The organism is Pseudobutyrivibrio sp., assembly GCF_015057185.1.
GTDB lineage: Bacteria > Bacillota > Clostridia > Lachnospirales > Lachnospiraceae > Pseudobutyrivibrio.
In genome coordinates this window covers 1-20077 of sequence record NZ_SVEV01000032.1, presented here as the reverse complement: position 1 = coordinate 20077, position 20077 = coordinate 1, and the positions used below count along the sequence as shown (strand labels likewise).

Annotated in this window: 18 protein-coding genes; 2 read left to right on the top strand and 16 right to left on the bottom strand. The window is 36.7% G+C overall.

Annotated features, from left to right (window positions below; genetic code table 11):
- Nucleotides 1-52: 52 nt before the first annotated feature.
- The 12 genes from E7276_RS12230 to E7276_RS12175 all read right to left on the bottom strand — a co-directional run bounded on the left by E7276_RS12230 (nucleotide 53) and on the right by E7276_RS12175 (nucleotide 11547).
- Nucleotides 53-808, bottom strand: a complete 756-nt coding sequence (locus tag E7276_RS12230; protein WP_294218063.1) for an exodeoxyribonuclease III — start codon at nucleotides 806-808, stop codon at nucleotides 53-55.
- A 78-nt stretch (nucleotides 809-886) separates the two neighbouring features.
- On the bottom strand, nucleotides 887-2140 hold the full coding sequence (locus E7276_RS12225) for an ABC transporter permease (protein ID WP_294218058.1): 1254 nt from the start codon (nucleotides 2138-2140) through the stop codon (nucleotides 887-889).
- Nucleotides 2141-2151: 11 nt separating this feature from the next.
- On the bottom strand, nucleotides 2152-3678 hold the full coding sequence (locus E7276_RS12220; RefSeq protein WP_294218055.1) for an HlyD family efflux transporter periplasmic adaptor subunit: 1527 nt from the start codon (nucleotides 3676-3678) through the stop codon (nucleotides 2152-2154).
- On the bottom strand, nucleotides 3678-4370 hold the full coding sequence (locus tag E7276_RS12215; protein WP_294218052.1) for an ABC transporter ATP-binding protein: 693 nt from the start codon (nucleotides 4368-4370) through the stop codon (nucleotides 3678-3680). Before E7276_RS12215 ends, E7276_RS12220 begins: the two co-directional genes overlap by 1 nt.
- A gap of 2 nt (nucleotides 4371-4372) precedes the next feature.
- Nucleotides 4373-5569, bottom strand: coding sequence for an efflux RND transporter periplasmic adaptor subunit (locus tag E7276_RS12210; RefSeq protein WP_294218050.1), 1197 nt, complete (start codon nucleotides 5567-5569; stop codon nucleotides 4373-4375).
- A 112-nt stretch (nucleotides 5570-5681) separates the two neighbouring features.
- A complete protein-coding gene (locus tag E7276_RS12205) occupies nucleotides 5682-6140 on the bottom strand; it encodes an HD family phosphohydrolase (RefSeq protein ID WP_294218047.1) in 459 nt (152 codons plus the stop codon).
- 88 nt (nucleotides 6141-6228) lie between these two features.
- The gene (locus tag E7276_RS12200) at nucleotides 6229-7077 is read right to left on the bottom strand and encodes a hypothetical protein (RefSeq protein ID WP_294218045.1); all 849 of its coding nucleotides are present in this window, start codon (nucleotides 7075-7077) and stop codon (nucleotides 6229-6231) included.
- A gap of 55 nt (nucleotides 7078-7132) precedes the next feature.
- Complete coding sequence (locus tag E7276_RS12195; protein WP_294218042.1) at nucleotides 7133-7981, bottom strand: bifunctional 5,10-methylenetetrahydrofolate dehydrogenase/5,10-methenyltetrahydrofolate cyclohydrolase; 849 nt, start codon at nucleotides 7979-7981, stop codon at nucleotides 7133-7135.
- 16 nt (nucleotides 7982-7997) lie between these two features.
- Nucleotides 7998-8612, bottom strand: coding sequence for a cyclodeaminase/cyclohydrolase family protein (locus E7276_RS12190; RefSeq protein WP_294218040.1), 615 nt, complete (start codon nucleotides 8610-8612; stop codon nucleotides 7998-8000).
- A 59-nt stretch (nucleotides 8613-8671) separates the two neighbouring features.
- Nucleotides 8672-8845, bottom strand: coding sequence for a hypothetical protein (locus E7276_RS12185; RefSeq protein WP_294218037.1), 174 nt, complete (start codon nucleotides 8843-8845; stop codon nucleotides 8672-8674).
- A gap of 74 nt (nucleotides 8846-8919) precedes the next feature.
- Nucleotides 8920-10593: a GGDEF domain-containing protein gene (locus tag E7276_RS12180; RefSeq protein ID WP_294218034.1), complete on the bottom strand. Its 1674-nt coding sequence runs from the start codon at nucleotides 10591-10593 to the stop codon at nucleotides 8920-8922.
- A gap of 24 nt (nucleotides 10594-10617) precedes the next feature.
- The gene (locus tag E7276_RS12175; protein ID WP_294218031.1) at nucleotides 10618-11547 is read right to left on the bottom strand and encodes a carbohydrate kinase family protein; all 930 of its coding nucleotides are present in this window, start codon (nucleotides 11545-11547) and stop codon (nucleotides 10618-10620) included.
- A gap of 143 nt (nucleotides 11548-11690) precedes the next feature.
- Between E7276_RS12175 and E7276_RS12170 the strand changes: the two genes are divergently transcribed.
- Entirely contained in the window at nucleotides 11691-12623 is a 933-nt protein-coding gene (locus tag E7276_RS12170) for a GTP-binding protein (RefSeq protein WP_294218029.1), read from the top strand.
- 32 nt (nucleotides 12624-12655) lie between these two features.
- On the opposite strand, the gene E7276_RS12165 is transcribed toward E7276_RS12170, so the two are convergent.
- The 4 genes from E7276_RS12165 to E7276_RS12150 are packed head-to-tail and all read right to left on the bottom strand — an operon-like array spanning nucleotide 12656 to nucleotide 19522.
- Nucleotides 12656-14995, bottom strand: a complete 2340-nt coding sequence (locus E7276_RS12165) for an alpha-galactosidase (protein WP_294218027.1) — start codon at nucleotides 14993-14995, stop codon at nucleotides 12656-12658.
- Nucleotides 14996-15013: 18 nt separating this feature from the next.
- A complete protein-coding gene (locus tag E7276_RS12160; RefSeq protein ID WP_294218025.1) occupies nucleotides 15014-16477 on the bottom strand; it encodes a DUF6937 domain-containing protein in 1464 nt (487 codons plus the stop codon).
- Between the two features lie 21 nt (nucleotides 16478-16498).
- Nucleotides 16499-18958 carry a glycoside hydrolase family 2 protein gene (locus E7276_RS12155; protein WP_294218023.1) on the bottom strand — a complete coding sequence of 820 codons (2460 nt, stop codon included), beginning with the start codon at nucleotides 18956-18958 and terminating at the stop codon, nucleotides 16499-16501.
- Between the two features lie 12 nt (nucleotides 18959-18970).
- Nucleotides 18971-19522, bottom strand: a complete 552-nt coding sequence (locus E7276_RS12150; protein WP_294218020.1) for a TetR/AcrR family transcriptional regulator — start codon at nucleotides 19520-19522, stop codon at nucleotides 18971-18973.
- A 196-nt stretch (nucleotides 19523-19718) separates the two neighbouring features.
- Here E7276_RS12150 and E7276_RS12145 point away from each other — a divergent pair, with 196 nt between their 5' ends.
- Nucleotides 19719-19844 (top strand): hypothetical protein, encoded by a 126-nt coding sequence (locus E7276_RS12145; RefSeq protein WP_294218017.1) that lies wholly within the window; start codon nucleotides 19719-19721, stop codon nucleotides 19842-19844.
- The last annotated feature ends 233 nt before the right edge of the window (nucleotides 19845-20077 follow it).

Here is a 20077-nt window from a genome sequence, read left to right as displayed (position 1 = left end):
TCCTCCTTTATAAGACACATGATAACATAACTACCGTTATAGAAATCGTTATTTATTCAAAATCAAGTTCAATTGGACAATGATCTGAACCCATAATATCAGTATGAATCTTTGCGTCAATCATTCTGTCCTTAATGTCCTCAGAAACAATAAAATAATCTATACGCCATCCAGCATTCTTTTCCCTAGCCTTGAATCTATAAGACCACCAAGAATAGATGTCTGTTTGATCTGGATAGAAATGTCTAAAGCTATCAACAAATCCGGCATCAAGTAATTCTGTCATCTTGTTTCGTTCTTCATCAGTGAAGCCCGCATTTCTTCTATTTGTTTTAGGATTCTTGATATCAATTTCTTCGTGAGCAACATTTAAATCCCCGCAAAGAATAACTCCCTTTTTCTTATTGAGCTGACACAAGTAATTTCTGAAATCGTCTTCCCATGTCATTCTATAGTCTAGGCGCTTTAATTCATTTTGAGAATTTGGTGTGTAGCAAGTAATAAAATAATAATCCTCGAATTCTAGGGTAATGACACGGCCCTCATGGTCATGTTCTTCTATTCCGATACCATAAGTAACGTTTATTGGCTTTTGCTTTGTAAAAATTGCAGTGCCTGAATACCCCTTTTTCTCAGCGTAATTCCAATAGATTTCGTATCCTTCTTTTTCACATTCTACCTGGCCCTCAGAAAGCTTTATTTCCTGTAGGCAAAAAATATCTGCATCAATCTCGTCAAAAAACTCCCAAAAGTTTTTGCCAGTAACAGCTCGAAATCCATTAACATTCCATGAAATAAACTTATTCATTAATTATCCTCCGAAAAAAATACCGTATATTCGAATTTTATTCGAGTATACGGTATTTTTCAAGTTCTATTATTTATCTTAATTTGTGCGTAATGCATCAATTGGATTTAGGTTCGCTGCCTGATGGCTAGGGAGAATACCAAATACAATACCAATCACCATGGAAAATACTACCGCTACAATTGCAGCTGGCCATGAAATAGCAACTGGTGTTCCACTCATCATTGATATTACCTGGGCAAGCCCAATGCCACTAGCAACACCTAATACGCCGCCCATTGATGTAAGCACTGCAGCCTCTGTTAAGAACTGTGCCATAATCTTGCCTTTACGAGCACCTATAGCTTTTTTCAGACCAATTTCTGATGTACGCTCTGTAACAGATACAAGCATGATGTTCATAACACCGATGCCACCTACCAAAAGTGAAATAGCCGCAATCCAAATAAGCATAGAATTGGTTGATGATGACAACTGCTGTAATTGCTGTGCCTGCTCTAGCAAATCCTTTGATTGATATTTGATTGATGTATCTGTTGGACTAATATTTGCATTTAAAATATCTGCAGTCTTTTTACCTGCTGCGGTCATATCATCTGTTGATTTCGCTCTAACAATTACATTCTCTGGCTCATCATATCTATAACTAATAGGCCAATCTGAAATAGGTATATAAACATTTCCTGATTGATCCTGATTATATGTTTGATAATCAGAAAGACTATTAATTACTGGCTCAAAGGTAGAACGGGATGCAACCACTCCAATTATCACATATGAATCCTTACCAATTTCAAGTATTTTGCCTATAGGATCTTCATTTTGCAAAACCTGAGCCACTACAGCGTCATCTACAAGACAAACCTTTTTAAAGTTTTTCTGTTCATCAGCTGTAAATAATCTACCATTTTTAACAGTGAGATTTGCAGTAGCAAAATAGTCTGTTTCTACGCCCTTTATATATCCACCATTCATAGAATTATTCTGGTAGTAAACTCCATCATAGACCTGACGATAGTTGTATTTGCTAGCAGATTTTACTTCATCAAGCTCTCTAATTTCTTTTATTACATCATCACTAATCTGTGGCACGCCATATGGAGATTCAGTATAGCTCAAATCCATTGGCCAATCATTTTGATAAAGCTGTATATCTACTGTATTAGAACCTGAACCAATTAGGTTCTCCTTTATTTGTTGATTTGTGCCTTCAATAGTGGAAACTATGGCAATGATAGCTGCTATACCAATAATAATTCCAAGCATTGTCAAAAATGATCTCAACTTGTGTGTCCATATACCTCGAAAGGCCAATCTCAAATTTTCAAACATTATTTACACTCCTAATATTCTAATGAGTCTACAACCTTGCATTTCATTCCCTCAACGGCACCATTGCCATATGGAAATGCAACATAGTCATCGGCTGTAATTCCCTCTTTGACCTCTATCATATATCCCCAAAGAGACTTTCCTACCTTTACATAAACCTTTTCAAGCTGATTATTCTCATTCATACGCATAACATAGCTTCCAGTACTATCCTTACGAACGAACTCGTTTTGAACATAAAGGCTGTTATTTTCCTGTCCCTCTGGCGTTATGGTAATATCAACTGCAGCACCTATTTCTATTCCAGCACTTTTGTCAAATGTGGCTTTAAATTCATAATTACTGCTATTTGAATTTCCGCTTCCACCGTAGAAATTATTGCTATCTGTGGTTGGGGAATCACTAATGGAAGTGATCACCGCCTCTGCTGAAGTTCCAGTATCCCATGACATTACAGTTACTGTATCTCCCACATTGACACTTCCTAAATAAAACTCGCCAATGCTACCTGTAATGTAATAATCATCTGTACCTGTGACAATCATAAATGGCTGTGTGCTATTATAATTATCTTTATTTTGAACCTTTGATACGGTACCTGAAACCTTGGCTTTAATTTCTCCGTTGTCATCAGTGTTTCTCATAACCTCTAACTGATATGACTTTATTCTAAAATCAAGATCAGCGTGGGCTAGTTCATCTGTTGCCTGCTCTATTGCAACCTTTAACTCACTAGGTTTATATCCCTGAGGTAAACGAGCATTTACACCATGAACATAATCATCTCTGCCAAGAACAGCACCTGTTTCACCATCATAATAGTATTTACCGACCACTACTTCTTCGGTAATTTCATTTTGATCTTCGGTGAATGCATCTGCTCCTGCAGCTTCAATTGCCGATTTGAGATTATTTATTTGTTCTTTATTTGCGTCATTATCTTCAATTGGATACATGCTACCAGGAGCATAGTAACTTCTAACAGTTTCTTCGCCATTAGAACTATAAAAAATCTCGTATACAACTTGGCCTGCAGAATAATCATTTCCAGCCAAGGTACAATCTTCCTTAACTGAATATGTTTTCTGAGAAACAAAGGTAACAGTTTTTGTATCGTCTGATGTTGCCACATATTCAGAAATAGGTGTAGTATTCTCAAGTCTTTCTAGCTTGTTTGCTGCAGCAACAAATGTCTGCTGAGCCTTTTGCACTTCTAATTCTTTACCAGTAATATTCTGGCTTTCTTTTTTTACAGTAAGGAGTACATCACCTTCATTGACATGATCTCCTGCAGCAAAGTTAACGCTTAAAACCTCTGTGCCTGAGGCAAGATATGTGGTCTGAGCTTTATCTGCAGTAACCTCTCCATAGCTTTCGATACTGTCGCCCCAGTATCCCTGCATTGAATAATTACCATTTAGAGAAATAACCTCTGCTACCTTTTTGCTCTGATTATATCGGTATCCACCATACAATCCGCCTACAGCTAGACCAATTATAATTACAATTACAATGATGGGTTTAATAATTTTCTTCATTACTCTCCCACCTCCTCAAGACCATCCAATAATTGACCATCAACTATTCGATAAGTCTTTTTTGCATGAGCGGCTATATTTGCATCATGAGTAATCATAATAATAGTGGTGCCTTCGTCATTTAGCTTTTGGAACAAATCCATAATGGCTGCTCCTGACTTTTGATCAAGAGCACCAGTAGGTTCATCAGCAAGAAGAACTCTTGGATTATTAACAATTGCTCTTGCTATTGCAACACGTTGTTTTTGTCCACCAGATAATTGATCCGGTCTAAATTTCACTCTATCTGCAAGTCCAACTCTAGTAAGTGCCTCCACGGCTCGACGCTCACGTTCCTTTTTTCCAACTCCAGCATAGGAAAGTGGCAACGCAACGTTTTCGATTGCGTTTTCCTCATTCATTAGATAAAAGCTTTGGAAAACGAACCCTATTGAATGCAATCTCAAATCTGACATTTGTCTGTCCTTGAGCTTTAATACATCCTTGTCAGCAAAATAGTATTTGCCTGATGTAGGTTTGTCCAAGCAACCAATTACATTCATCAAGGTACTTTTACCTGAGCCTGATGGTCCCATTATTGCCACGTATTCCCCTTCATTTACTGTGAGAGATACATCATTCAAAGCTGGAACCGATGTTTCAGAACCGCTTTCGCCATATACCTTAAAAATATTCTCAAGCTTAACTATCATAACTACTCTCCCTCATATCCAACTACTGTACTCATTCCCTCTGTATAATCTTCCATTGGATAAGCAATCAATGTATCATTATCGATACCTGAAACAGAATATACCATCTGCTCCTCGTAGTAGTCACCTAATTCAATACTTTGCTTTGCCAGCTTACCTGAATCATCTACCCATACAAATGGATTACCAGATTCATCATATGAAATATAGTAATCATAAATGTATGTACCGTCAGTAAAATCCATCTCTGGAGCATCTGTCTGTCCTAATTCAATATACAAATGCTGGCCCATCATCAATCCAGTACTGTCGTCTAATGTTACATAGAATGGATATTTAGTCGAGGTGCTGTCTGAAGATCCACCACCATAAGAGCTGTCAGTGTTTTCTTGCTTTGACTCTGTATCGATTTTGGTAATTGTACCGCTCCAGGTCTGTGAAGAATCAACACGAGAACGCAAAGTAACAGGCTCATCAACATTAATAGCCCAAACATTTTGCTCATTAATCTGTCCCTTTACTCTCATTTCGCTAGAAGCCAAAATTGTAATAAAGGAACCATCTGTAGTGTATGGATTTGTATCATCAGCAATTTTAGTGATAGTTCCAGAAACTCCTGAAGTTACTATAGAATTGTTGATTTTTTTATTATTTTCTTCAATCTTAGCATTAGTTTGATTGATTTGATTTTCAGCAATTGCAATATCTGTAGTAAGCCCTGTTATTTCATTTGTAAGGCGTTCTTTATTGTTTTTATCTTCTTCTGTGTCAGTTTTAATTTTATCAAGCTCAGACTGCTTCTTAGTAATTTCATCATTGTATTCTTGGATTGAAAGGTTATAGCCTTCAATATCAAAATTATATTGCACTATTTCAGCTTCTAATTTGTCTGTTTTATATGAAAATAAAGGTGTTCCAACCTCAACAGAATCACCAACTGAAACATATACCTGATCTAATTCTCTATCAGAACTCTTTGTGATACTAGTAGACTCCTGTCCTTCTACTATACCCATGAACACATCTGTAGAATAGCTACTATTTGTACCCATAATATCAGCAAGAGACATAACATATACTTCTCCGTTGTCTCCATTTGAAGCTGACGAGCCCTTAAATATAATCCCCTTTTTGAATAATACTACGCCGCCTATCGCTAAAATAGCAACCAAAACTAAGGCTACAATTTTCTTTTTCATAACATTCTTCCTTTCGACTATTTAGTCTTAACTGTTCTATTCTCGATAATACAGTTATATCATTTATAAAGGGGTAATGCAACTACTGCACTACCCCTATTAAACCCAATATTTATCTACATAAAAGCGTCTCTTTAGTGGATATCCATTTGTCCGCTAAGCATACAATCCACGCCTCTCTGCTTCTAGGTAATTTTGTAAACGTAAGTGGCCACATATGGCTTTCAATAACATGCTGTGTCCGGTTTCCGATTCCAAAATGCTTAATAGCATTTTCTTTGGCTGTATTAGAATGAGAAAAGCCGTGTAAACCATGTCCATCGTCAGTCACATGCCAATCATATAAATAATAATCATGAAGAAATGCGCCTATTACAATTACTTTTTCATCGCCACCTAAGTGGAATCTTTTATTAATCCAATAGCTGAGACTAGTTACACTCTCTGCATGCTCAAAAGTTGTTATTTTTCCATGTTGGATAAAATCCCTCATTTTTTGAGCTCGCTTATCATTTTTTACAGGTGCTAAAATACTGTTCAACCTAACTATTTCTTCTGGTCTAAGCTTCATAAATACCTCTTATAACACATCATTTCCCTTGAAGCTAGACAGATAGTATCAAAGAATTATGACAATGTTGTGAATTCCTTAATATTTATCACCTTATTTTGTACCATAAATCTGTTTTTCTACCATCGTTAAATGAACCTGTAAGCAGAACCGCTCCGGATTTGTTAACCTCGGCAATTCCTAACATAGCAGAATAGTCGGAAATATTGGTGATATAAAATACATACACGTCCTCTTGGAAAAAGTAATCATATCTTTCTTCGTCTGTGAGCTTTTCCTCTGTTTCTTCGCAGCAAGCTCCCACATCCAAAAGAAATCTGCCAACAAATTCCTTATCTTGTCGTATATATGTAACAGAATACCCCAATTCCTCTGGAAAATCCATAAGTAATTTCTCATATGCTTGATTTTGGTCAGAAACTGGTTCTTCCTGATATTCTGAAACTATGGCCTTTTGTTTAGAATTATAGGTAGGCAACGAAACCCACATGTATAAAAGGGTTGCCTGTACTAATAAAATCATGGTTAAACAAAATATAATAAAGTACTGACCTGTTCTTTTCCAATTAATCTTAAGATTTTTGATGCCTTTAACATCAAAATGAAAAGGTATACTAAACAGTTTCTTTTCTGTATTTTGTTCATTCTTGATTTTATTTTTGGCATATTCGCTGTCTAACACTGAATCCATGCAGTGTTTGCATATCACCTTGTTTTCAGCAACGTTGCCACAAATGACGCATTTGTCATCATTACCGATACCTGCAGCAATATCAAATATCCTAGTTTTAAATCTAACTCCAAATACAGAGGTAAGAATTTTACGCTCATTTTCCAGCCTAAGGATGCCTTCTACTACATCCATATCTGAAAAATCGTATTTATTAGCTAGCTTTACCATGTAAAAAAGTTCTTGTCGAAGTTTATCGTCAGCCATAAAAACCCCTTTTTCATAAATTCCCCATTATCGTCCAAATATTATTCTAAAATAATTATAATCGTTTTGCTGCTTCAATAACATGTTTAACCAAAATACTTGTAGTAACACCACCGACTCCACCTGGTACAGGAGTAATAGCATCCACAATATCGCTTACTTCGTCAAACCTTACATCTCCGCAAAGCTTATTCTTTTCGGAATTCCAGCTAATACCAACATCTATTACAGTTTGTCCTGCCTTGAGGTAATCTGCACCTACACTTTCCATCTGTCCTGATGCCACAACTACTATATCTGCATCCTTTGTAATGGATGGAACGTCAACTGTACGTGTATGACAGATTGTCACTGTAGCATTTTCATGCATAAGCATCATAGCAACTGGCCTTCCAATAACAAGTGATCTTCCAATTACAGCAACCTTTTTTCCACTAAGTTCAATGCCATAGTACTTAAGGATTTCCATTGCTGCTTCTGCTGTACATGGAGCAAAGCCTTCTCCGCTATTAGTAAACACGCCTGCAAGTGATAAGTCTGTGCAGCCATCCACATCCTTTTCAACTGCAAGCAGCTTTCTAGCCTTTTCTTGATCAATGTGCTTTGGAAGTGGTCTAAACATCAATATTCCATGAATATTTATATCTTCATTTAACTTTGCAAGTGCATTAAAAAACTCTTCTTGCGAAACTTGTTCATCAAAATTTACTACTTTAACCTCAACGCCTACTTGTTGGCAGCGTTTGATAGCTCCCTTTTCATAGGATAAATCATCTGGGCGCTCTCCCACTCTAAGTATCGCAAGTGTAGGAGTAATCCCCTTTGATTTTAAGCTTTCAACTTCTTTTGCCATGCTTTCATTTAAAGCATCTACAACATCTTTTCCCTTTAATAATCTAGCCATATATCCTCCAGTTATATTAAATTCTGTTTGCAACCTCAGTATATATTGCTCTCGCTTTTTCTATATACTCTTTTAACAATACATCTACCTTAGCATTCAGCTCATTTGCATATTCTGTATCTGTCATAGATTTAGTATTTATCTTTACATTGATTGCCGCACCCTTAATTGCCCCTTCTAAAAGAGCTACACCAGTAGCAGCATCACTAATCATAATAACAGAGCCTTTGTCAGCAAAATCTCTCTGCAAATCAATTGCCTCACAGCCCAGCTGAAGAATTCTAAATGGGACACCTGCAGCATCCTTAAGACATTTTTCCATTATTTGCTGGCGACTAGGATCATCCTTTGGTATAGCGTAAGCCTTTGACAATGGTTCAAAAGCAACTGCATCTGCATTGATACATTCTAGTAGCTCTTCTCTAAGGCTCTGAGCTTTTTCCATTAGCTTTATAATTTCAGGCTCTACGTCAATATATTTTTTCTTGCCTACTGTAAATTCTCCCACCATATCTCCTAGTGCAATTCCAATGGAAGCCACTAAAGCTGATGCTCCACCACCACCAGGCACTGATGTTTTTGATGCAAGTGCACCTGTAAAATCCGCTAAACTAATTTCCTTAAAATCCATTATTATTCTCCTTATAAAACAAAACTCCAAAGCCTTGAAACCTCAAGGCCTCGGAGTAATCATTCCTTAATATAATCAAAAATAGTCATCTGATTAGCATCTGCAACCAAACTGTCATATAATTCCTTCTCTTCGTCTGTTAGCTCTCGATGATAGACATATGTTTCCTGACGTATAACGCCGTCCATATCAAAAAACATCTGCCTAAATGAAGTATTCTTGTCGTCGATCATTATCCATTGCCCAATCTTTGTAGTGTAAAGCTAAAGCTTAACCATGAACAATTTTATCATAATGGGCCAAAAATTCAATTAGTCGAACGCCTCTCTAGGCCATTTGCTTTATAATAATTGTTTTTATCCTCATACATTCTATCATCAGCAACTTTTGCTATTTCTTCGATTGTACAATTCTTAAATTCTTTAACCACTGCCGTACCGATGGCCACACTTATTCCATTTACATATTTGCCCTTCCATTTAGAAAGATTCAGCCTGAAATTTTCAAGTCGTCTCTCTACCTCTAAGGAAGTTGCCAATATAAGAATTGCAAATTCATCGCCGCCCATACGACTAATAATTGCTGTAGAAGATTTGCCAAAGGACTTCAGCAAACAATCTGCAGTACCTCTAAGCAATTCATCTCCTGCATCGTGTCCCATATTATCGTTATAGTATTTCAGCTGATTTACATCAATTGCAATATAAGTCAAATCAGATGGCAATCGATGCTTCTCATAATCCTCGATAACAGCTGTAAAATGACGTCTATTGCCAAGCTTTGTCAGCTCATCTGTATAAGCAAAAATTTTAGCTTGGGCAAATTCTTTTTCTTCTTTAACGCTTAAGCCTATACGCCTATATATAAGTCCTACCTGCACCATAATATAGACCATCAAATCAATTACAAATATTAAAAGATAATTAGCCTCAACATTATTTATATACTGTACTAATGTGATTCCTGATAATAAAATGAAAACGCCATTTGCAACAGCTATACTGGTTCTTGCGTTAAACTTCTGCTCTTCCTTAATGCTTGTAAATGAATAATAGCCAACCACAATCATAACTGTTAAATCCAAGGCATGTGCTATGTACACTACCATAGACCATTCAATTACGCCAAGCACTGAAAGAAAACAACCAGCAATGGCAGATATCAAAACAATGGCTTCCAAAAGGTTATCCATTTTTGAAACTCTAAGAAATAGACATTTAGCCATTTCAAAAAAGAAAATAGGCATTAATACAAAAGCGATAATTGTCAGCACTGAAAAGCCAGTCATGTGGCCAAATATAATAAATGGTATTCTTGATTCATTTATTATCCAAAGAGCTGCCGCTATGGAAAATGCTCCTGCATAAAACAATGCCTCAAAGGTAAGCTTTCTAATAAGATGAGCACGTCTTAGGATATAGAATGATGAAACTACTATTTCTAATAATCCTGTAACAATAAACAATACAAACAAAAACATTGTTGGCGCATTGCCTATAAGGGAATTTATTCCATAAGCAGATCTAGTAGTTATATATGCTTCTGAAATTTCATTTCTGTAAAGAGCGTTCTGGAGTTTTACTTTTACAGAAATCTCATGACCACTATAATCATGCTCTAGCGGAATCCAAATTTCCTTCTTTCCAACATCAGTACTTATATTAAACAAAGTATTGTCACGAGATTCAGTCACCTCTACACCATCAATATAGGCAGTGAAATCCTCATAAAAGGCTCGTATAACAAGAAGTTGATCTCCGTACACTACAGGTAAGGTATTGGTCAATATAATTTCATTCTCATTACTGTATGGAAAGGTAATGACTTTATCATCCACTCGCCAATACTCGCTAAAATACATAGAATTCTCGCGATAATAACTACCACTGTCATTAGAATATCCAAAGCCCAGTGTAATAAACAGTAGCATCAAAGTAATGTATACAAATGCAATTATTCTTCGAACAAATCCCAAATCCATATAGCGACTCCTTTATAAAGTCATTTATTCTTCAGGTATTTCTATTCCAAATTCACTAGGTAAAAATCTAGGGCAAACGTTATCAGAAGTTACAATTACAGATGCGGCAAGTGTAGATCCAATCTCACAAGCCTCATCAAGCTTCTTGCCATATGTAAGTCCGATTGTAACTCCGGCGAAGAACGAATCACCAGCTCCAGTAGTATCTTTAACATCCACCTTTCTAGCTGGTACAAATCCTGTATTACCATCTATATCAGCATATACAGCACCTTTACCGCCCATGGTAACAATCATCTTTTGAATTTGTGCACCCTGGATTTTCTTTGATAAAATGTCCTGCATTTCCTCAGGAGTTTTTTCTGAGTAGTCATCCATAAATAGGATTCCTGCCTCCTGCTGATTACATACAAAACACTCAACATTTTTTAAGAAATCTCTACGTTCAACTGCAATGCTCATATTTGAAACTGCAGCATAAACCTTGAGATTATACTTTTCAGCATATTTGAATACTCGCTTGATAGTCTCCTTTTCCATATCAATTTCAAGAGCAATACTATCAGCGTCTTTAAAGATTTCATCACCCTGCTCATCAAGAATATCATTGATTGGAGATAAATCAGGTCTTTTTGAAATAGAAGCAACAACATCACCGTGGTTATCAAATACTGCAAGCCACTTTCCCATTCCATCAGGTGTTCTACGAACGAATCTTGTATCAACCTTGTGCTTTGTAAGTTTATCTAATACACCTGTACCGATGCCGCTGTCATCAACAAGGCTGACAAATCTAGGTCTAAGTTCAACATTAGCAATGTCCTCAACAACGTTTCTACTAACACCGCCATGAACCTCATCTACAGTACCAACATTTCTACCTGCTGGAATATAACTTGCAGTAGAATGTCCCTTAATATCTATAAATACTGCGCCTAATACTACGATTCCCATATCTAATTAATACTCCTTTTATATAAATAATTCGTAACTTTCATATCATAGCATTATTATTTTATTATGAACAGTAGAATGATAACAAATATTTGTGTAGAATTATTGTTGTTTCTAATATTGAGCACTCTAAGAGGTAGATTATGATAAAAGTTGATTTGATTACTGGTTTTCTTGGAAGTGGCAAAACCACTTTCTTAAAAAAATATGCTAAGCATTTCATTGATCAAGGGCAAAAGGTGGGCATTCTCGAAAATGATTATGGTGCAGTAAATGTGGATATGCTTCTGTTAAATGAACTTCGTGGAGAAAACTGTGAGCTTGAAATGGTAGCTGGCGGCTGCGATGCCGATTGCCATAGAAGACGCTTTAAAACCAAACTGATTTCCATGGGTATGAGTGGCTACAATCGAGTTATAATTGAGCCTTCTGGAATTTTTGATGTTGACGAATTCTTTGATTCCCTCAGGGAAGAACCCCTGGACAGATGGTATGAAATCGGTAACGTAATTACGATAGTTGATGGAAATTTGGAAAATGATTTATCTGAGGATTCCGATTACTTTTTAGCCTCTCAAATTGCAAACGCTGGCGTTATTGTTCTAAGTAAAACCAAAGGGCTTTCAACAAAACAAATTCAATCCACCAAAGAACATATTCGATTAGCTTGCAAAAAGGCCAATTTAAACAAGGATACTGACTCCATCATTATAGAAAAAGATTGGGACGAATTTACAGCCTCAGACTATGAAAAACTAACTAGCTCAGGATATAGTCTTCAATCCTACGTAAAAAAGCTTGGCACCGATAATGCCTCATACAAAACAGTGTATTTTCTTGAATTGCCAATAACTAGCAGCACAATAAAAAGCAAGGTAAACACTTTAATGTCCGATTCTTCCTTCGGACAAATTATGCGAGCAAAAGGTTTCTTCAAGGAAAATGATAAGTGGTTTCAGTTTAATGCCACAAAAGCTAATTTTGAGCTAACAGAAATGCCTGTAGGTCAGGAAGTGTTTATAATAATCGGAGAAGATTTAAACTCTGATAAAATAAAAGAATTTATGGAACTCTAAATGCCACAAAAATAAAGCACCCTCAGGGTGCTTTATTCTTTCTCAGCAAAATATAATCTCGAACCATAGTCAGGGAAATATCTCACCTGTTCATTATATCCTGTGCCTACATAATTCTGTTTTAATTTAACGCCTGCATTGTTAAGAACATCGCCACTAGCAGTATAATCCTCTAATTCTCCCGGCATCTTTACAAACTTAGCAACCATATTATGAATCAGTCCATCCTGTTTGATATGTATAGGTGCCACAGTATTAACTAAGTCACCAAAGCCTTTTAGGTTGTACTCTAGCTTTCTTCCAAAGAAATGATATTTAGATGTGGCATCTAGTCCTGCCTGCTTTATTCTAAGGTACTGAATTCCTGCCTGTATTTCCTTTTGAACTACCATCGTAACTGCAGTAGATTTATCCTTATCAACTATGCTCCACTCTACTGTGTTCCCCTGCAATAGACGATAAAAATCACCATATTGAAGAGTCCTTCTGTATTTCTTGTAAAGCTCTATCTCCGCTGCTGTTGCTGCCAAATCCTCATTGTTCATATCGCAAAGATTAAGCTCATAGCCAAGCACTCCGAAGCTTGCCACTGCAAAGCGCGTCTCCATTGGCGTAACACGTAGTGTCTGGTGATTTGGACAAGAAGAAACATGTGCTGTATATGTGCTCTGAGGGTATCCGTAGGAATAACCCTCCTGTATGTTAAGTCTACTCAAAGCATCTGTATTGTCACTAGCCCAAATCTGAGGACAATAGCAAAGCATTCCCAGGTCAAATCTATTTCCACCTGATGCACAGCCTTCGATTAGAATCTCTGGAAATTCCTTTGTAAGAGCCCCTAGGAGCTTATATAAGCCAAGCACATACCTATGCCCTACTTCAAGCTGCTTTGATGGCTCCAAGTATTTCGAATAATAATCAGAGAAATTTCTATTAAAATCCCATTTCACATATGAAAGTCCAGGTGTTGCAAATACCTCACTCATTACCTGCGTCAAATATTCAACCACCTCTGGATTGCACAAATCTAATAGTCTTTGAGTTCTACCTTCTGAATGATTCTTTCCTGGAATATCAATAGCCCACTGCGGATGCTTCTCATAAAGCTTAGAATCCACATTTATCATCTCAGGCTCAACCCATAAACCAAAACTTAAGCCTAAATCATTAATCTTTTTCGATAGTCCCTCTAAACCGCCAGGAAGCTTCTTCCCATTAACAATGTCCCAATCTCCCAAAGCACGGTGGTCGTCATTTCGATCTCCGAACCATCCATCATCCATAACAAAAAGCTCTATACCAACCTTTTTTGCCTGCTTTGCAAGTTTAAGCAAAGAGCTTTCATTGAAATTGAAATAGGCAGCCTCCCAGCTATTTATAAGAATTGGGCGCTCTTTATCCTTCCAATAGCCTCGGGTAATGTGATTTCTAACAAACTCATGCATATTCAAGCTCATTTTTCTAAAACCACAATCCGAATATGTCATTACTGCCTCTGGTGCCTCAAATTCTTCACCTGCTTCCAATGTCCATGAAAAGTTCTGAGGGTTAATTCCATATGCAACTCTAGTTTTGCCCCAAGGAGAAACCTCAACAGCACCGTAATGGTTACCAGAATAAATCAGGTTGTATCCATATACATCGCCACTGGTTTCAGTAGAATCTGCCTCAGACAAGATAAAAAATGGATTTGTACGATTTGAGCTTGTTCCAGTAAAAGAAGAATTCACGTACTTTCCTGCTGGTAAAATCATGTCTGATTTATTCATCTCATTAGTCCATCTGCCATGGAAGGATGTAATTTTATAACCTGATTCATCAAAATCCATTAGCATGGATAACATACGTGTAATTTTCACTGAGTCATCTGAGGTATTAATAAATTTGGCCGCTCTAGTAATAACATCAGTATTCTCATATACAAAATACGAAAGAATCAATGTATAGCCATTATTCTTATCAACCAGCTTTACATTAAGTGTATCTACATCTGATTCATTGCCATATGAGCCAGGCAAGGTTTTAAATTCCTTTTTGCCAGCCAAAATCTCATGATTTTCATAAACAAAATCAAGACTAGTGCTGCCATCTGGGCATACCACCTCTACCATTGGCTCTCTAAAATCACCTTTACCAATAGCAGAAGTTTCAAGTCGAACATCCTCTAGGCTCAGTTCACCATGCTCGTTATCATAGACAACAGTATTTCCTGGTGCAAATGTCCTTTTCTCCTGAATAACAGAAATTTCCTTTGCTTCAGTAATTCTGCTGCCGTAGTATAAATGCTCCAGCTGCCCTGTCTCTAAAACCCTAAAAGCGTATGTTGTATTTTTTGTATTTAGATAAAAGGCCTTGCCTTCCACTCTAATCATATTTATTCACCAATACCTTTATTTATTTTTTAATCCCATTGCAAGCTCAACAACCTTGTAAGCTCCATCATAGAGTCCGATTGTCTTATTAGCTTTAATGCTGTCGCACATTTCTGTTAACAGCTTTTCATCCTTCATAAACATATCAATCATCTGAAGAGTATGTGGTATATCTCTGCATTCAAGAGTTCCATCACCCATTTCTGCCGAATGAATTGCACCCCACATTTCATGCTTTCCAACTCTCTTTATAAATAGCTTTGGAACAGGATAAAATGCCAATTCTGATGGCTTGGTAACTAGCACATCGCAGCTGCGCATAAGTAGGTTTGTGCAATAAACTGCATCGAAAATGTTTTCATGATAAAAGCCATGAATGCCTGTAACATCACCTGTAAGAGCCTCCTCAGAAAACTTTGTGGTCTCAGCAAAATCATTAAAATGCTCTGTAGACATTTCACTCATACCTGGAATTTCCTTAACAAGGTCATCCCATACATTTTTGTAATCACCTACGTTTACATAAAGAGCAGCTTTATTGTCACTTATAGCTGGAAGTAGATACTTAATTATTGCTCCAAAAATCTCTTTCTGAGCCCCAGCTCCACCGATTGTAAGCAAGAATCTAATAGGTTTGCCATCTTTTTTTCTAGCAATTCTTCTCTCGCAATCAACTTCAATATTACTTACAAGCTCGTGATCAATATAATGACCAGTGTAAACAAGGTCATCATTTGGCATTGGATTACAAACAGCATCCCCTGCCATTCCATTACAAATTCTGTAGCCCATATAAGCATTCTTACATTGAATAGTATGAACAGAACCCTCTGAAAAATGTAGTGCCATTGGCCAGTTATCTGGAATAGCATTAACTACGTGCTTCATCCCTGCATGTACAGCAGCCTGAGCTGGCCATGCATGGGTACCTATTACAGGAATCTCCTTTGGAACATTCTTATATACTGTCGCCATGATTTCAGCGTTCTTCTGGTCAGCAGCATTATATGAAAGCTTTCTAAATCCTTCGTAATTAAGTGGCTCCCACACAAATTTATTAAATAGCTTGTTCTTTGAAAGTCTCGAGCCCAAAGAATACAAATCATTTTGGGCACTGATAACCTTAGTACAGCTTGTCTTTGGATATCCATTTAAATCCATCCAGTATGGTGTATAGCCTAAATGCTTTGCGGCAGAAGCCATAGCCATAGAAATTCTGTAATGGCCAAATCCCATGCGGATATTTCCAACTATGATACCCTTTTCAGTATCAAATTCCACATCAGATTTTCCGTCCTCTAAAAGAACATCATACACACCTAATGAATCACCGATGTGCTCATTCTTACGGAGAACAATGTTGTAATTCTCATTAGAATCATCTCCATATTTTCTGATGTTTTTAGCCTTTGTTTTACATGCCTTTTTATAATCCTTGTTTGAAATCTTATTTCCAAAAATTACTTTACTCTTATCAATCATTATTATCCCCTATTCTACTATTTATTTTGTTAAGCATTCTGCAGAAAGACAGATTTTGACTGGCTCAATTCCCTCTGCAGATATTGTGAGATAGCCATCCCCATCTTCACCAATGGATTTGACATATACACCAGTTGCTCCTCCCATTGGGCAAACAGTTTTTGGACCTATTATCTCAAATGGTCCTTCAATTTCGAATGAAACCGGTTGGCTAAAGAAAAACAGCTGATTGTCATTTTGGTCAACCAATTTAACTCTTATATCCGCCACATCATAGGTGTGCAGTTCTGTAAGCAATGTATGGCTAGCCTTTGCTTCAATTCTAGGTGTAACAGCAGGTGCTTTGGTTACAGTCTTTACTACCTGACCATTTTTTATTGCCTCAAAGCGATATTCTTTTGAAGCGCCACCCCAGTCTCCTACAAATTTGTTAAACAAAGGTACTGCTTCATTTTTCTTCATTCCATGGAAAGCCATCAGTCTAAAGCTAGCCCATGCAATCTGTGGCGTAACCTTAAATCCATGTAAAGCTACGTGATTTAAAACCTTAGTTAAAAGCTTAGCCTCTGTTTTAGAATAGCTACCATCCTTTTCAATGACATCACCTAAATAGTCATCTATCAAAATAGGACCATGCTTAAGATTCTTGTATGGAGAATTCTCTGGGAAGTACTCCTTAATCAACTGATTATTCTTGTACATCTTTACAGAATCAGCATTAGAAATGATAAATGACTTACCTCTGTTGCAGGCTGGATGCTCTCCTATATCAAAGCTTGTAGATATATCTAAAACATTTTCTGTTTCTGAGAAAGCTGAATAAACTGAAGCAGCAAGCTTTGGATTTCTAAACATATCCATGACACCGTGGTAACAGATTCTATCGCCAGAACCAAAATCTTTGTGTGTATTGTAGTCAAACATACACCAACCAAATGAACCTGCTATATCAAGCTCTCCTGCAATTCCATCCAAAACATTTGCATGTCTAAGCATATGCTCTTGGCGCTGCTCCTCATCATCAAATGGTTTTGTAGGATACATATGACCATTGTATTCTGAAACCAAATAAGCCTTTTCCACATCAGAGGTTATATCTGATTTCTTGCAGCAACCCTTATTATTTCCCTCATGAACAAAATCATTGTAGGTATAAACATCCTCTAACAGTGAGCTTTTAGCATGGCATCTAACACCACCTGTAGGTCTAGTTGGATCATATTTGCGTGCCACAGCATTTGTCTTTTTATAGAATTCATCATTATCAGGAGACTCGTTAATTCTAACGCCCCATAATATGATTGAAGGATGATTACGGTACTGTAAAATCATATCCTTGGTATTCTGAACTGCCAAATTCTGCCAATCCTCATTTCCTATATGCTGCCATCCAGGAATCTCTGTAAATACCAAGAGTCCCAGCTTATCGCATTCATCTATAAAATAATGTGACTGTGGATAGTGTGATGTACGAACAGCATTAAGTGCCAATTCTTCTTTAAGAATCCTTGCATCAAAACGTTGCATTGACTCTGGCATAGCATAACCCACATATGGATAAGACTGATGTCTATTTAAACCTCTTAGTTTGACTTTTCTACCATTTAGATAATATCCATTTTTTCTAAATTCAGAGTTTCTATAGCCAACATTTGCCACATGCTCATCAACAACCTTATCATCAATTAAGAGCTGGGTCTTAACCTGATATAAACGAGGGCTTTCAATATCCCACAAATTGACTGTAGCAGGGGCTGAATTTAACTTCATAAGATATGTATCCCCCACCTGCTCTAACCCGCTAACAGGCTGAGATAGCAACAGCTTATCATCTAGATATTGTCTAATAAAAACTCCATCTCCTGCAGCCAGCTTATATATATTCTTAGTAAAATAACAATCAGTTTTAAGAACACCCTGAACCTTCATTATTTTGATTTGTTTAGGTGTGCGTTTGCTAGTAGAAATCCTCTCAAGCAATGATGGTTGCAAGAAAACATCTACGAAGTGAGTTTTCTCCTTCACCTCAAAATAAACATCTCTGTAAATTCCACCATATGTCATGTAATCAATAACAAAACCAAATGGGGGCTGATTCAAATTTTCATTGGAATCTACTCTTACCGTAATAAGATTATCTTCACCAAATTTAAGAAACTCTGAAATTTCTACTGAAAATCCTGTATATCCGCAGTCATGATGAACAGCAAGATTTCCGTTAACATATACGTCAGCCGCATGTGCAACACCCTCAAAAGTAAGACTGACAACCTGCTCAGCCCACTGAGGTGGAGCAAAAATAGTTTTTTGATAGCAGCTAATCATCTGATAAACAGATTCATCAAAATATGATATAGGAGTCTCCTTTACAGTATGCGGAATATTAACAAGCGCATAATCAGTCATAGGCTCGTTAATCATCTCCTCAGTAAAAACCTCATTAAATCGCCATTTTCTATCTAAGTAAATCTTTTGTGCCATTTTTCCACCCTTTTATTTAACAATACCATCAACCATAATATTAACTACTGATTCTAATGCCTCAGGATAGCTCATATCGTTCTCCTTAAGGAAATCACCCATCAATAATCTATCAACAGATATCTCATACATATACTTGAAAATATTAATGTTGACCTCTTTGAATACTCCTTCGTCTATACCCTTTTGAAGTAGCTCAAAGGTTTTTTCCCAACCACTATCTAATCTCTCTCTAAGCTTGCTATAAGCCATAGGATATTTCTCTGCCATTTTACTCATAGCAGAATAATCAAAGCCGTAATGTGATTCTGGCAAAACTGCAAGAATGCCATATATCTTTTCAACAAGTGAAAGATTATCGTCATAATAGATTTTGTCCTCAGCTTCCTTAATCATGTCAAAAGCATAATCCATCATTTCACACATCAATTCATTTTTATCTCTAAAAACAGAATAGATTGTTTTCTTGCTCATTTTCATCTCTACGGCAAGGTCATCCATAGTGAATTTAGGCCCTTTTGCTCTAAACACATTTAAAGCGCCTTCTAATATTCTCTCATTCATCAAATCACCCCTAAAAACTCTTTTAGTAGTCAATAGTTTCCATAGTTAAATTGTAACAAACCTAGGAAACTTCCTCAACAAAAATAGTTTTGTAAATTATTCACAATTTCTTAACATTATTTTTGTTGACAAATTACAAATCGAGGTATATTATATGTCTTGTAACAAAGAAAAGAGAGTTTAGGAGGTAAAAAGAATGTTCGAAGAAGTATCATTCCAGATGTACACAGTTTATTCAGATTATGAGAAGTATTGCAGAGTTCAGGAGAAGGAAGGCAAGAAGCCTGTTTCATTTTTCAAATACGCTTTTGGACAGTTCTAATATTTAAAAACACCGACCTGGTTCACAAATGTGAATCAGGTCTTTTTTTCTCTTCCCATTTCTTCTACCTTAACAGCCACATTCCCACCCCATTTCAAAATTCCGCCTCCCACCCCGGCCTGGCCCCCTGTCTATGGAACAATTTCGCGAATATTTTTAGTTTTCCAATATGCAAAAGGGAGCATCCCGCATGTGTCTTTCTATGGATGAACTATTTTGAAAAATGTATTTTT

Excerpts from the sequence above, each read along its gene's own strand:
- E7276_RS12165 (WP_294218027.1), bottom strand. The coding sequence starts at position 14,995 with ATGATTAGAGTGGAAGGCAAGGCCTTTTATCTAAATACAAAAAATACA.
- E7276_RS12215 (WP_294218052.1), bottom strand. The coding sequence starts at position 4,370 with ATGATAGTTAAGCTTGAGAATATTTTTAAGGTATATGGCGAAAGCGGT.
- E7276_RS12150 (WP_294218020.1), bottom strand. The coding sequence starts at position 19,522 with ATGAATGAGAGAATATTAGAAGGCGCTTTAAATGTGTTTAGAGCAAAA.
- E7276_RS12205 (WP_294218047.1), bottom strand. The coding sequence starts at position 6,140 with ATGAAGCTTAGACCAGAAGAAATAGTTAGGTTGAACAGTATTTTAGCA.
- E7276_RS12160 (WP_294218025.1), bottom strand. The coding sequence starts at position 16,477 with ATGATTGATAAGAGTAAAGTAATTTTTGGAAATAAGATTTCAAACAAG.
- E7276_RS12225 (WP_294218058.1), bottom strand. The coding sequence starts at position 2,140 with ATGTTTGAAAATTTGAGATTGGCCTTTCGAGGTATATGGACACACAAG.
- E7276_RS12155 (WP_294218023.1), bottom strand. The coding sequence starts at position 18,958 with ATGGCACAAAAGATTTACTTAGATAGAAAATGGCGATTTAATGAGGTT.
- E7276_RS12200 (WP_294218045.1), bottom strand. The coding sequence starts at position 7,077 with ATGGCTGACGATAAACTTCGACAAGAACTTTTTTACATGGTAAAGCTA.
- E7276_RS12210 (WP_294218050.1), bottom strand. The coding sequence starts at position 5,569 with ATGAAAAAGAAAATTGTAGCCTTAGTTTTGGTTGCTATTTTAGCGATA.
- E7276_RS12190 (WP_294218040.1), bottom strand. The coding sequence starts at position 8,612 with ATGGATTTTAAGGAAATTAGTTTAGCGGATTTTACAGGTGCACTTGCA.
- E7276_RS12185 (WP_294218037.1), bottom strand. The coding sequence starts at position 8,845 with ATGATCGACGACAAGAATACTTCATTTAGGCAGATGTTTTTTGATATG.
- E7276_RS12195 (WP_294218042.1), bottom strand. The coding sequence starts at position 7,981 with ATGGCTAGATTATTAAAGGGAAAAGATGTTGTAGATGCTTTAAATGAA.
- E7276_RS12220 (WP_294218055.1), bottom strand. The coding sequence starts at position 3,678 with ATGAAGAAAATTATTAAACCCATCATTGTAATTGTAATTATAATTGGT.
- E7276_RS12180 (WP_294218034.1), bottom strand. The coding sequence starts at position 10,593 with ATGGATTTGGGATTTGTTCGAAGAATAATTGCATTTGTATACATTACT.
- E7276_RS12230 (WP_294218063.1), bottom strand. The coding sequence starts at position 808 with ATGAATAAGTTTATTTCATGGAATGTTAATGGATTTCGAGCTGTTACT.
- E7276_RS12170 (WP_294218029.1), top strand. The coding sequence starts at position 11,691 with ATGATAAAAGTTGATTTGATTACTGGTTTTCTTGGAAGTGGCAAAACC.
- E7276_RS12145 (WP_294218017.1), top strand. The coding sequence starts at position 19,719 with ATGTTCGAAGAAGTATCATTCCAGATGTACACAGTTTATTCAGATTAT.
- E7276_RS12175 (WP_294218031.1), bottom strand. The coding sequence starts at position 11,547 with ATGGGAATCGTAGTATTAGGCGCAGTATTTATAGATATTAAGGGACAT.